This window comes from Azospirillum sp. VT-I1, assembly GCF_055698305.1.
In genome coordinates, this window is record NZ_CP168806.1 from 187,847 (window position 1) to 199,804 (window position 11,958).

Here is an 11,958-nt window from a genome sequence, read left to right on the forward strand (position 1 = left end):
GGGGAGAGGACCGGAGACCAGATGCCCGACGACCAATCGCGTCAATGTCCCGCAGACACAGCCTTTTCCTCCGTCGAGCGCCGGCTGGTCGCCTATCTGGTCGCGCTGTGGCGGCTGCGGGTGCCGATCCGCCACGCCAAGCCGGATGCCGCCGGCAACCCGCCGCGGCGGGTCAGCCTGTCGGATGGGCTGATCTGGATGCCCGGAACTTTCCGCGGCGTCGAAGGCAACCGCTCCGGCGCGCTGTTCCGTGCGGCCCTGGTCCATGCCGGGGCGCATCTGCGCTTCACCGGTCCACGCTTCCCGGCCGCCGGGCTGAAGCCGCTGCAACTGGCGCTCGTCTCGCTGATCGAGGACGCCCGGGTCGAGCAGCTGGCGATGCGCGAGCATCCCGGACTGCTGCGGGTTTGGCGGCCCTTCCACGTTGCCGGGCCGGACGGCGCCGGCACCGCACCCGCCCTAATGGCGCGGCTGGCCCGCGCGCTGATCGACCCCGACTACCGCGACGACGATGCCTGGGTCGCCAAGGGCAGGCGCCTGTTCTTCGAGGCGGAGTCCGAGTGGGACAGTCCGGCGCTCAGCCGCCGGATCGGCGGGCTGCTGGGCAACGACCTCGGCCAGATGCGGGTGCAGTTCAATTCCAAGGAATATGTCGTCGAGCCGGCCTACCGCGACGACAATCTCGGCCTGTGGGACCATGGCGAGGCGCCGCCGACCCCGCCCAGCGACGCCGAGACGGTGTTCGAGGCCTTCCGCACCGAGCAGGAGGAGCGCGATCACGGCCGCCCCGACGATCAGGTGGGGGAGGGCGCCACCCCGGCGAGGCTGTCCGCCACCGATGTCCCCGCCCGCGCGGTGGGGGAGGAGGAAATTACCGCCCCGCCGGTGCGCTACCCGGAATGGGACTACCGGGTCGGCATCGACCGTCCCGACTGGGTCGTGCTGAACGAACGTCGGACCGAGCCTGGCGATCCCACCGCCATCTCCCGCATCGTCGAGCATCATCAGGCGACCGCCGACCGGCTGACCGCTCTGGTCCGCTCGGCCAAGGTCAGCCGTCCGGTGCGGCTGCGCCGCCAGCCGGAGGGCGACCGCATGGATTTGGATGCCTGTATCGACGCGATGGTCAGCCATCGCCGCGGCGAGGCTCCCGATCCGCGGGTGCATGAGGTGCTGGTCCGCCGCAACCGCGACCTGTCGGTCCTGCTGCTGCTCGACGTTTCCGCCTCGACCGGCGACCCGATCGCCAGAGGCGGGCGCAGCGTGCTGTCGGTCGAGCGTGAGGCCGCAACGCTGTTCGCCCAGGCGCTGGACGAGCTGGGCGATCCCTTCGCCATCCATGCCTTCCGCTCCAACGGGCGGCAGGACGTCAGCTATTACCGGATCAAGGCCTTCCGCCAACCCTACGACGCCGCGGCCAGGGGGCGGCTGGCCGGATTGAAGGCCGGCCTGTCCACCCGGCTCGGCACCGCGTTGCGCCATGCCGGACGGCTGCTGGAGCAGCAGGCGACCCATCGCCGCCTGCTGCTGGTGGTTACCGACGGCGAGCCGTCGGACATCGACGTCGCCGACCGCCGCTATCTCCTGGACGACGCCCGCCGTGCCGTGCTGGGGCTGGTGTCGCGGGGGATCGACTGCTTCGTGATCGGGCTGGATCCGCAGGGCCGAGATTATCTGACCCGAATGTTCGGGGCGCGTAACGTCATGGTAATCGACCGCGCCGAAAAGCTGCCGGAGGTGCTGCCGACCTTCTATCTGCGGCTATCGACATAATTGGCTTTGTCACAGCAACTGCGTCGGCAAGTAGAACTTGCGAACTTCGCAACTGGTTCACGCCGCGGCGGTCGCGGCCTGCCGGCCGGCTACGGTCTGCGCCCGGACGGTGCGCAGTGTGCGGTGGGAGACCAGGTGGCGCTGGGGGTTGACAGCGGCACGAAGGTGGCGAGGATCAGCGAGGACAGGTTGAAGATCTCGACGCCGCCGTTGCGCACCTGCCCCAGCAGATCGGTGTCGCTGCCCAGCTGGTTGGCCGGGAACAGCTTGATGTCAAGCCGGCCCGACGTCGCCTCGCGGATGCGGTTGATCGCCTCCTGGGCGCCGACCTCCTGGTTGGCCTCGACTCCAGCCTCAAAAACCGCCGTCAGCCCGCCGGCCCGGAAAGTGGCAACGCTGCTGCGCAGCTTGGACTCGCCGCGGACCACACCGCCGCCGAGCCATACGACCGTCGACCTTTCCGGCGGGCGGCTTGATGGCACCCCAGGTTTGAGACGGTCTCAAGAGTGATCCGCTGATCGACGGCGATTTCCCCTTCGCCACCCGTGACGGCCTGCCGGCCGATCTGGTCGAACGCGCGCGTGTCCGCCTGAGCGGTCCCGGCGCCCCGGGTTCCGGTCTGTCCGGTCGAGGAGCGACCCCCGCCAGGATTGGCGGGGGCGTTCCCGCTTCGGAAGCCGGCATCCGGTATGAGATTTGCTTAGAGTCCGTATCGTTGCGAGGATTGTCCACAGCCAGGAGGATGCGTCGCCATGGACATGACTGCCGCCTTGTCTGCCCTGAACGGGCCGTCCTTCGATGCATCGGCGCTTCGGCTGTGCCGCGTTTTCGAGACGTCGGATCTGGACGACGCCCGCGAGCGGATTTCCAAGGTGATGCAGCCGCACAGCCTGATGGCCTGCGGCCGGCCGCAGGGAGGCCAGCCGTCGCACATGGATTTCATGGCGATGAAGGGCATGGGAATCGGCACGATCAAGTTCGGTCAGGCGTCGATCGCCGTTCCGCCGCTGGATGACTATTATCTCGCCATCCTCTGCGTCAGCGGCGGCGCCGAAATCCGCATCGAGCGCGACACCTTCACCGTGGACCGTTTCAACGGCGTGCTCTGTTCGCCGGGAAGCCCAATCGCTGGGCAGTTCTCGCCCGATTGCGAGCAGCTGGTGCTCAAGATTGCGCGCACCCGGCTGGCGGCCTTCAACGGGCCGCGTCCGGTGCGGTTGGCGTCAAGGCTGGATTTGCGCAGCCCCCGGCTGACGCCGCTGCTGGTGGCGCTGCGTGGCGTGATCGGCGATCCGGCCACCGTGCGGCTGATCCGGGACGACGCCCTGGTGGCCGCGGAGTATGAGCAGCTTTTCCTGCGGCTGCTGCTGGCCGGGCAGGAATGCGTTGAGGCGGACGACCGGCCACAGGGTCCGCGGCCGGTGTCGGTTCATCGGGCTATCGCCTATCTGCGGGAAAACTCCGCCGCCGCGATCACGCTGGCCGACATCGCCCGGGCGGCCGGCGTGCCGGAACGCACGTTGCACGATGCCTTCAAGAGGTTCGAGGGCGTCAGCCCGCTGCGCTATCTGCGGAATCTGCGGCTCGACGATGTTCATGGCCGGCTGCGGGCCGGGGGTGGCGAGGATGCCAGCGTGACGGCCATCGCGCTGAATGCCGGCTTCACCCATCTGAGCCGCTTCGCCCAGGATTATGCCGAACGCTTCGGCGAGCGGCCGTCCGACACACTGAGGCGCGGGGGCGCCTGACGGCGGTCGCCCCCGCTCCCCGTGGACATTTCAGATGTGCAGGTAGGTTTCCTGGATGTCGGCCGCCCGGCCCAGCTCCGCGCTGGTGCCGCTCCACACCGTGCGGCCCTTCTCGATCACCGCGCAGGCGTCGGCGAGGCGCAGCACCGCCGACAGGTTCTTGTCGACCAGAAGGATCGACTGGCCCTCGCGCTTCAGCGTCTCCAGCACCGCCCAGATCTCGGCGCGGATCACCGGGGCCAGCCCTTCGGTCGCCTCGTCCAGGATCAGCAGGCGCGGGTTGGTCATCAGCGCCCGGCCGATCGCCAGCATCTGCTGTTCGCCGCCCGACAGGCGATTGCCCAGGTTGCGGCGGCGTTCGCGCAGGCGGGGGAATAGCTCCCACACCGCCTCCAGCGTCCAGCGCGCGGTTCCGTCACCACGGGCGGCGGCGGTGGCGACGAGATTTTCCTCCACCGTCAGGGTCGGGAAGATCTGGCGGCCTTCCGGCACCAGCCCGACCCCCAGCCGCGCCACCCGGTGCGGCGGCATCCGGTCGATGCCCCGGCCGTCGAAGCTGACACCGCCGCCCCAGCACGGGATCAGCCCCATGACGGCGGAGATGGTCGTCGTCTTGCCCATGCCGTTGCGCCCCATCAGCGCCAGCACCTGCCCGGCCTCGATGGAGAGCGACACGTCGAACAGCACCTGGCTCTGGCCGTAGCCCGCCGTGAGATTGTCGATCTTCAGCATCACGCCAACGCGTCCTCTCCAAGATAGGCGGTGCGGACTTCGGGATGGCCGCGGATCTCGTCCACCGTGCCGGTGACGATGACCCGGCCATAGACCAGGACGGAGATGCGGTCGGCCAGGGCGAACACCGCCTGCATGTCATGCTCGACCAGCAGGATGCCGTAGCGGCTGCGCAGCTCGCGCAGGATGCCGATCAGCCGTTCGGTCTCCTCCGGACCGGCGCCCGCCAGCGGCTCGTCGAGCAGCAGCAGGCGGGGCTTCATCGCGATGGCGATGGCGAGTTCGAGCTGGCGCTTCTCGCCATGCGACAGAGCGGCGGCGCTGCGGTCGGCGACGCGGCCCAGCCCGACGGTGTCGAGCGCGGCGCGGGCCTCGTCGTTCAGTGCCTTCTCGTTCGCGACCGGCCGCAGGAAGCGGAAGGAGGAGCCGCTGCGCGCCTGCACCGCCAGCGCCACATTCTCCAGCGCGGTGAAGCCCGGCACGATGCTGGTGATCTGGAAGCTGCGGGCCAGCCCCAGCCGGGCGCGGCGTTCGAAGGGCAGGGCGGTCACGTCCTGGCCGGCGAAGCGGATGGTTCCGCGATCCGGGCGCAGGGTGCCGCTGATCTGGTGGATCAGCGTGGTCTTGCCCGCCCCGTTCGGGCCGATGACCGCGTGGATCTCCCCCGGCAGGACGGTCAGCGACACGTCGGAGGTCACGGTCAGCGCGCCGAAATTCTTGCTCAGGCCGCGCAGCTCCAGCAACGGATCAGGCATCGGCGTTCCTCCGCTTGGGCGAGGCGAACCGGAAGGCGGCACGTAGGCGCAGCGGCGCACCGACCAGCCCGTCCGGCAGGAACAGCACCGACAGCACCAGCAGCGGTCCGAACACCAGCCGCCAGTACACCATCAGGTGCGACAGCGATTCCTCCAGCAGCACGATGGCGAGCGCCCCCAGGATCGCGCCGCCGATCTGGCCGACGCCGCCGAGGATGACCATGAACAGCAGCTCCCCCGACCGGGTCCAGGACAGCAGGGCAGGGGACACGAACTCCGTCGCGTTGGCCAGCAGGGCGCCGGCCAGCCCACCGACCGCCCCCGCCATCACGTAGGCGACCAAGCGGTAGGGATAGGGCTGGAAGCCGACCGCCAGCGCCCGCTGCGGATTCTCCCGCGCCGCCCGCAGCACCCGGCCGAACCGGCTGCCCAGCAGCAGGGTGCCGCCGACCCACACCAGGGCCAGCAGGCTCAGGCACAGGAAATGGAAGGTCAGGCGGTTGTCCAGAATGCGGGTCCCCAGCCATTCGGTGCGGGCATAGAACGTGTAGCCGTCGTCGCCGCCCAGGCTGGAGAAGGAGGAGGTGGTGAAGAAGGCCATCTGCCCGAAGGCCAGCGTGATCATGATGAAATGCACGCCGCTGGTGCGCAGCGACACCGCTCCCGTCAGAAGCGCGTAGGCCGCCGCCGCGGCGATGGCGGCGGGAAAGACGATCAGCCCCTCGCTGATCCCGGCGGCGTCAAATGCGACCACCGTGTAGGCGCCGATCCCCATCGTCGCGGCGTGGCCCAGGCTGACCAGCCCGGCGCCGCCGACCAGCAGCGACAGGCTGACCGCCGCCATGCCGAGGATCATCGCGCGGGCCAGCAGGCCGAGCGCGAAGCCGTCGCCGAAGCCAAGGAAGGGGGCCGCCGCCAGGGCCAGCAGCGTGACCAGGGCGAGGGCATGTTTGCGGAACGGTGCGGTCATGCCGCGCGTCCTCCCGGGAAAAGACCGGCCGGGCGGAAGAACAGGATGGCGGCCATCACGATGTAGACCAGCATGGAGGCCAGCGCCGCCCCGGTCTGACGGGCCGACGATGGGTCGAGCAGCAGGCGCAGCAGGTCGGGCAGCATCGCCCGCCCCACGCTGTCGAGCAGCCCGACCAGCAAGGCGGCGATGAAGGCGCCGCGGATGGAGCCGACGCCGCCGATGACGATGACCACGAAGCACAGGATCAGCACGGTGTCGCCCATGCCCGGCGCCACCGGAAAGATCGGGCTGGCCAGCGCCCCGGCGAAGCCCGCCAGCATCGCGCCGAAGGCGAAGACCACGGTGAACAGGCGGCGGATGTCCACGCCCAGCGCCGACACCATGGCGGGATGGGTCGCCCCTGCCCGCACCAGCATCCCGGCCCGCGTCCGCTCCACCAGGAACCACAGCAGCAGCGGCACCACGATGCCGACGCCGATGATGACCAGCCGGTAGGTCGGGTAGATCAGCCCAGGCACGATCTCCACCCCGCCCAGCGGGCCGCCGGTCAGCCCCGACGGCTCCAGCACGGTCTGCGGCGCGCTGCCCCACAGCGCCCGCGTCGCCTCTTCCACCGTCAGGATCACCCCGAAGGTGGCGAGCACCTGGCTCAGATGGTCGCGGCGGTAGAGATGGCGGAACACCAGCCATTCCAGCGCCAGCCCGACCAGCAGCGCCACCGGCAGCGCCAGCAGCGCCCCCAGCCAGAAGCTGCCGGTCCACACCCCCAACGTGGCGGCGACATAGGCGCCCAGCATGTACTGGACGCCATGGGCCAGATTGATCAGATCCATGACGCCGAACACTAGGCTCAGCCCGGCCGCCACCAGGAACAACAGCACCCCGAATTGCAGGCCGTTCAGGGCCTGCACCAGAAGCATGGACATCGTGAAAGCCCCCTGTCAACCCGTCCCGCCCGTCATCCCATCTTGCAGGAGGCGGCGTAGCTGTCGGCGTCGGCGGTCAGCACCTTGCGCACGGTTTCCGTCTGGAACTTGCCGTCGGCGCGCTTGGCCACCTTGCACAGCCAGAAATCCTGGATCGGGAAATGGTTGGCTCCCAGCCGCAGCGCCCCGCGCACCGACGGGAAGTCGCCGGCCTCCATCGCCGTGCGCAGCGCCGCCTTGTCGGCGACGTCGCCCTTGGTCCGGCGGATCGCCGCGTCCAGCATGTGGGCGGCGTCATAGGCGTGGGCGGCGAAGTTCGACGGGACATAGCCGTAGGCCGTCTCGAACTCCTGCACGAAACGGCGGCTCTGCGGGTTGTCGAAATTGGGCGCCCAGGTGGCGGCGGTGTAGAAGTCGAGCGCCGCCTCGCCCTGGGCCGGCAGGGTCGATTCGTCGACGGTGAAGGTGGACAGGAAGGGGATGTTGGCCAGCCCGGCCTGACGGTACTGCCGCACCAGATTGACGCCGAGCGCGCCCGGCATGAAGGTGAAGATGGCGTCCGGCTTGGCGGCGGCGATCTTGGTGACCTCGGTCGAGAAGTCGAGCTGGCTCAGCGGCACATAGATCTCGTCGACGACCTCGCCCTTGTAGCGGCTGCGGAAGCCGGCCACCGCGTCCTTGCCGGCCTGATAGTTCGGCACCAGGATGAACACGCGCTTGTAGCCCAGATCCTGCGCCGCCTGCCCCATGGTCGCGTGTGGCTGGTCGTTCTGGTAGGCGCTGCTGAACAGGAAGGGGCTGCATCCCTTGCCGGCGAGGGTGGAAGGGCCGGCGTTGGCGGTGATCAGGAAGGTGTTGCTCTCCGTCACCGGGCGGACGATGGCCTGCAGCATGTTGCTGAAGACGACGCCGACCACGAAATCGACCTTGTCGCGCTCCAGCGCGGCGCGGACCTTGGACACCGCCACGTCCGGCTTCAGCTCGTCGTCGATCACCAGCGTTTCGACCGCCCGGCCGCCGAGCTGGTTGTCGAGGCGCTTTACCCCGGCCAGCCAGCCGTCGCGCAGATGCGTGCCCAGCGCCGCTCCCGGACCGGACAGCGTGCCGACGAAGGCGACCTTCACCGCCTGGTTCTGCGCCCGCGCGATGGAGGGCGCGAACGCGAATCCCCCGGTGGCGGCGAGGGTTGCCGTTGCGGCGGTCGTGGTGAGAAAGCTGCGACGGTTCATTAGTGAAATTCCCTGTTCTTGATGTGTTGGAAGCATACCCTCGCAGTCCGGCTTTTGGCATCCGTGTCTCTGCGGTGCACCGGTTGTCCGTGGCGGGGGTCGAACTGTCCAGATCCGAATTTCGGTTCTTGAAAACCGGATCGGAAGGTCTTGAAGGACGCGTCAGTCCATTCCGACGTTCGGGCGGCTGGGCAGGCGCTGGACCGGCGTGGCCGTGTCGGCCCAGGCGTCCGGCAGCGGGGCGCGGCCATCCTCCAGCAGCTTGCGCAGAACCCGCAGATCGCGGGCGGCATTGACCGCCACCGCGCCGACGGTGACGCATGAGTCGTCCAGCATCAGCCAGCAGCCGCTGCCGGCTTCCGGCGTGCCGCGCGTCACCGCGCGGGTGCCGAGGCCGGGCAGCCCCAGCATCTGCACGTTCACGCCATACTGATCGGACCAGAACCACGGGATGTCGGCATGGATTCCGGTCCCGCCCAGGGCCGCCCGCGCGGCGGCGATGGCCTGATTCTGGGCATTGGCCCAGGATTCCAGCCGCAGCGTCACCCCGGCGAAGGCGTTGGGATGCCGGGTGACGTCGCCGGCGGCGAAGATGCGTGGATCGGAGGTCCGCCCCTGGACGTCCACGACGATGCCATCGTCGAGCGCCAGCCCCATCGCCGCCGCCAGCCCGACCTCCGGCTCGATGCCGATGCCGAGCAGCAGATGGTCGGCCTGCAGCCTGCCGCCGTCGGCCAGGGTGACGGTAACGCCGTCGGCCGTGCCGGTGACGTCGGCAACGCCGGCCCCGGTCAGCACGCGCACGCCGTTGGCTTCATGCAGGGCATGCAGCCAGTCGGAGACCACCGGCGGCATGGTGCGGGCGCACAGCCGGGAGGCCGCCTCCACCACCGTCACCGCGACCCCGAGGGCGCGGGCGGTCGCCGCCACCTCCAGTCCGATCCAGCCGCCGCCCAGCACCAGCAGATGCTTCACCCCGGCCAGCGCACCGCGCAGCCGTTTGGACTCCGTCAGCGTGCGCAGGGTGTGGACCCGCTCCGCCGGCACCGAATCCAGACCGGGCAACCGCCGCGCCCGCCCGCCGGTCGCCAGGAACAGCGTGTCGTAGGCGACGCTCCGGCCGTCGGCAGTGACGACGACCTGCGCCTCCCGGTCCACCGACACCACGCGCTGACCAAGCCAGCACTCGATGCCGGCCTCCTCGGCCAGCGTCGCGTTCAGCAAGGTGATCGCCTCGACGCTGCCGGTTCCCCGCAGGAACTCCTTCGACAGGGCCGGCCGTTCATAGGGCCAGTGCGGTTCCTCGCCGATCAGCACCAGCCGTCCGGCGAACCCCTCGGTCCGCAGGGTACGGGCGATCCAGGCGGCGGCCTGACCGCCGCCGACCACCACATAGGTCGTTTTGCTTTCCGGCATCGCGGTCACGGGGGCCTCCTCCTCAGCGGTTGCTTCAGGGCTTGAGGGCGATCTCGACCCGGTCGCCGACCACCCGCACGGGATAGCTGCGCACCGGTTCGGTGATCGGGGCGGAGCAGGGGGCGCCGCTGCGGATATCCACCAACCCCTGGTGCAGCGGGCATTCGACGCAGCCATTCTCGACGAAGCCGTCGGACAGCCGGGCCGCCCCGTGGGAGCAGAGGTCGTGCAGGGCGAAGAAGGCGCCCTCCTGCCGGAACAGGGCGACCGGCACGCCGGCGATGCTGAGCCCCAGCACCTCGTCGTCGCCCAGCGCGTCGGTGGCGGCGGCGTCGTACCATTCGGTCATGGTCGGTTTCCTCTCCGCGGTCAGATCGGGTAGGCCAGCAGGGTCTGCACCCGGCTGGTGTCGTAGATGCAGCGCTTGGACTTGAAGCGCAGCCCTTCGGCCGTGCGCACCACATGGTCGAGATAGCGCCCGGCCTGGTAGACCGTCGATTCCCCGGCCGCCGAGGTGTTGATCACCACATAGCTGGTCTGGCAGAGGTAACCGTCCGCCCCATCGCTCTTCCATTCCAGGCCGGACAGGCAATGGCGGTAGATCGGCTGTTCGAAGATGTTGGCGTTGCGCATCGCCACCACGCGGTCGCGCAGCATGCGGGCGTTGTCGCAATGCATGATCGGCGCCGGCAGCCCCAGATCCTCGTTCTCCTTCGAGATGATCTGGTACAGGCAATCCTCGGTGAACAGCGCCGGCCATTCCTCCATCCGGTCGTTGTCGATGATGGAGACGTAGCGGTCCTGGAGCGCGCTCAGCTCCAGGCGGATCATCAGGTCGCGGGTCATCAGGTCGTTCATGCCGGTCACTCCGCCGCGACGCCGGGCGTCTGGAAGCCCATCAGGTTCTGATAGCCGACCCAGAAGCGGCGGATCAGGTTTTCGGTGATCAGGGTGTTCTGCTCGTCCGGGGCCGAGCGGGCCATCTCGATGACCGAGGTCTTGTCGCCGTCGCGCACGGTGCCGCGCTGCACCAACTCGGTCGCCTCGGTGTCCTCCATCGAGATGTAGCCGGCCGGGCCGACCAGATTGGCCTGCTTGATGCGCAGCGCCCGCAGCTCCGGCGTGTCGTCCTCATAGCCGAAGAAGTGGAAGACCAGCTCGAAATGGTCCGGCCCCTTGGGCAGCAGCTGGCGGGCGACCAGCGTGTTGTGGATCTGCTGGATCACCAGCTGCGGGAAGATCGGCTGGATGTGGTTGGTGGTGATCTCCTCGAATTCCGGCTCCAGCGCCAGCAGCGAGTCGTCCTCCAGATGGAAGCCCTCGTCGTAGGAACGGATCTTCTGCGCCTTGTAGTCGGCCGAGTTTACGTCCTCCTCGCTCTTCGACACATAGATGATGCTGTGCAGCCCGTGCGTAGCGTCGGGGATGCAGCGGGCTTTCATACCGACGCGGAAGATGTTGAAGGTGGTGTGGAACAGGTGCAGCAGGCTGGCGTGGTAGGGATCCTTGACGTTCTCCAGATAAAGCTTCCAGTTGCTGTCCGAATATTGCCGGGTGCAGCCGAGATAGACCACCGGCTTGGCGAAGATGCGGTCGACGAAGGGCCGCATCTCCGGACCGATGTAATCGGCCAGCGGGCCGACCGTATCGCTGAAGGTGGCGAAGACCAGCCCGCGATAGCTTTCGACCCGCAGCTGATGCAGGTTGTGCTTTGCCGGATCGAAATCCTTCGGCATCCCGGTGGCGCCCTTCTGGCCGCGCCGGAAGGGAACGCCCTGGAGGTTGCCCGCCGCACCGAAGCTCCACTGGTGATAGACGCAGCTGTGCGACAGCGCGTTGCCGCGGGCCTTGCGGCAGACCATGGCGCCGCGGTGGGCGCAGCGGTTGACCCAGGCGGCCAGCGTGCCGTCCTCGGTCCGCGTCATCACCACCGGCGTGTCGCCGACGAAGGTGCTCTTGTAATCGCCGGGCTTGGGGATCTCCGCTTCCAGACCCAGGAAGTTCCAGGTCGGGCCGCGATAGATGCGCTCCTGTTCCAGTGCATAGATCTCTTCGGAACTGAACACCGTGTAGGGCACACGCGACCCGTCGGGATTCGGGAATACGGCAAGCCGGCTTTCGGCGCTTGGTCCAGTCATCGAGCTTTTCCTTTGACCATGGATTGCGTTCCGCCTCTGGCCATGGATGGCCATGGGGTCAACCAACCCTCCAGACCGGAAAAGCTTGGCAGATGACCGGTGCATCGCACTATCCGCAGGGCGCATGCGCGGTCCGCCACTATCCAAAAAACGCAACAATCAGAAGATCAAAACCCACATTCTTTTTGGAGATATAGGCGGTGCCATAATAAAGCGCAGAGGATGCTCCGGATTTGACCAAGTCGCCGCGATGTTGAGCTGTTGAGCT

At 68.5% G+C, this 11,958-nt stretch carries 11 protein-coding genes and 1 pseudogene; 2 read left to right on the plus strand and 10 right to left on the minus strand.

Annotated elements, in window-relative coordinates; genetic code table 11:
- The first annotated feature begins 21 nt into the window (after nucleotides 1–21).
- On the plus strand, nucleotides 22–1,773 hold the full coding sequence (locus AB8P05_RS29395) for a nitric oxide reductase activation protein NorD (RefSeq protein ID WP_472761937.1): 1,752 nt from the start codon (nucleotides 22–24) through the stop codon (nucleotides 1,771–1,773).
- A gap of 149 nt (nucleotides 1,774–1,922) precedes the next feature.
- On the opposite strand, the pseudogene AB8P05_RS29400 reads toward AB8P05_RS29395, so the two are convergent.
- Nucleotides 1,923–2,096: pseudogene (locus tag AB8P05_RS29400) on the minus strand (TRAP transporter substrate-binding protein); the annotation flags it as partial.
- 429 nt (nucleotides 2,097–2,525) lie between these two features.
- Here AB8P05_RS29400 and AB8P05_RS29405 point away from each other — a divergent pair.
- Entirely contained in the window at nucleotides 2,526–3,521 is a 996-nt protein-coding gene (locus AB8P05_RS29405) for an AraC family transcriptional regulator (RefSeq protein WP_472761938.1), read from the plus strand.
- Between the two features lie 30 nt (nucleotides 3,522–3,551).
- On the opposite strand, the gene AB8P05_RS29410 is transcribed toward AB8P05_RS29405, so the two are convergent.
- The 9 genes from AB8P05_RS29410 to andAc all read right to left on the minus strand — a co-directional run bounded on the left by AB8P05_RS29410 (nucleotide 3,552) and on the right by andAc (nucleotide 11,690).
- The gene (locus AB8P05_RS29410) at nucleotides 3,552–4,253 is read right to left on the minus strand and encodes an ABC transporter ATP-binding protein (protein ID WP_472761939.1); all 702 of its coding nucleotides are present in this window, start codon (nucleotides 4,251–4,253) and stop codon (nucleotides 3,552–3,554) included.
- Nucleotides 4,253–5,008 (minus strand): ABC transporter ATP-binding protein, encoded by a 756-nt coding sequence (locus AB8P05_RS29415; RefSeq protein ID WP_472761940.1) that lies wholly within the window; start codon nucleotides 5,006–5,008, stop codon nucleotides 4,253–4,255. Before AB8P05_RS29415 ends, AB8P05_RS29410 begins: the two co-directional genes overlap by 1 nt.
- Nucleotides 5,001–5,978, minus strand: coding sequence for a branched-chain amino acid ABC transporter permease (locus AB8P05_RS29420; RefSeq protein ID WP_472761941.1), 978 nt, complete (start codon nucleotides 5,976–5,978; stop codon nucleotides 5,001–5,003). The genes AB8P05_RS29415 and AB8P05_RS29420 overlap by 8 nt, the downstream gene beginning before the upstream one ends.
- Entirely contained in the window at nucleotides 5,975–6,907 is a 933-nt protein-coding gene (locus tag AB8P05_RS29425) for a branched-chain amino acid ABC transporter permease (protein ID WP_472761942.1), read from the minus strand. The genes AB8P05_RS29420 and AB8P05_RS29425 overlap by 4 nt, the downstream gene beginning before the upstream one ends.
- A 32-nt stretch (nucleotides 6,908–6,939) precedes the next feature.
- A complete protein-coding gene (locus AB8P05_RS29430) occupies nucleotides 6,940–8,136 on the minus strand; it encodes an ABC transporter substrate-binding protein (RefSeq protein WP_472761943.1) in 1,197 nt (398 codons plus the stop codon).
- A gap of 162 nt (nucleotides 8,137–8,298) precedes the next feature.
- Complete coding sequence (locus tag AB8P05_RS29435; protein WP_472762006.1) at nucleotides 8,299–9,552, minus strand: NAD(P)/FAD-dependent oxidoreductase; 1,254 nt, start codon at nucleotides 9,550–9,552, stop codon at nucleotides 8,299–8,301.
- A 34-nt stretch (nucleotides 9,553–9,586) separates the two neighbouring features.
- Complete coding sequence (andAb, locus tag AB8P05_RS29440) at nucleotides 9,587–9,901, minus strand: anthranilate 1,2-dioxygenase ferredoxin subunit AndAb (RefSeq protein ID WP_472761944.1); 315 nt, start codon at nucleotides 9,899–9,901, stop codon at nucleotides 9,587–9,589.
- 20 nt (nucleotides 9,902–9,921) lie between these two features.
- Nucleotides 9,922–10,410 carry an anthranilate 1,2-dioxygenase small subunit AndAd gene (andAd, locus tag AB8P05_RS29445; RefSeq protein ID WP_472761945.1) on the minus strand — a complete coding sequence of 163 codons (489 nt, stop codon included), beginning with the start codon at nucleotides 10,408–10,410 and terminating at the stop codon, nucleotides 9,922–9,924.
- Between the two features lie 5 nt (nucleotides 10,411–10,415).
- A complete protein-coding gene (gene andAc, locus AB8P05_RS29450; RefSeq protein ID WP_472761946.1) occupies nucleotides 10,416–11,690 on the minus strand; it encodes an anthranilate 1,2-dioxygenase large subunit AndAc in 1,275 nt (424 codons plus the stop codon).
- Nucleotides 11,691–11,958: the final 268 nt, after the last annotated feature.

Bases quoted from the DNA above. Each gene is read 5' to 3' on its own strand.
- AB8P05_RS29395 (WP_472761937.1), top strand. From the start codon at position 22: ATGCCCGACGACCAATCGCGTCAATGTCCCGCAGACACAGCCTTTTCC.
- AB8P05_RS29405 (WP_472761938.1), top strand. From the start codon at position 2,526: ATGGACATGACTGCCGCCTTGTCTGCCCTGAACGGGCCGTCCTTCGAT.
- AB8P05_RS29410 (WP_472761939.1), bottom strand. From the start codon at position 4,253: ATGCTGAAGATCGACAATCTCACGGCGGGCTACGGCCAGAGCCAGGTG.
- AB8P05_RS29415 (WP_472761940.1), bottom strand. From the start codon at position 5,008: ATGCCTGATCCGTTGCTGGAGCTGCGCGGCCTGAGCAAGAATTTCGGC.
- AB8P05_RS29420 (WP_472761941.1), bottom strand. From the start codon at position 5,978: ATGACCGCACCGTTCCGCAAACATGCCCTCGCCCTGGTCACGCTGCTG.
- AB8P05_RS29425 (WP_472761942.1), bottom strand. From the start codon at position 6,907: ATGTCCATGCTTCTGGTGCAGGCCCTGAACGGCCTGCAATTCGGGGTG.
- AB8P05_RS29430 (WP_472761943.1), bottom strand. From the start codon at position 8,136: ATGAACCGTCGCAGCTTTCTCACCACGACCGCCGCAACGGCAACCCTC.
- AB8P05_RS29435 (WP_472762006.1), bottom strand. From the start codon at position 9,552: ATGCCGGAAAGCAAAACGACCTATGTGGTGGTCGGCGGCGGTCAGGCC.
- andAb (WP_472761944.1), bottom strand. From the start codon at position 9,901: ATGACCGAATGGTACGACGCCGCCGCCACCGACGCGCTGGGCGACGAC.
- andAd (WP_472761945.1), bottom strand. From the start codon at position 10,410: ATGAACGACCTGATGACCCGCGACCTGATGATCCGCCTGGAGCTGAGC.
- andAc (WP_472761946.1), bottom strand. From the start codon at position 11,690: ATGACTGGACCAAGCGCCGAAAGCCGGCTTGCCGTATTCCCGAATCCC.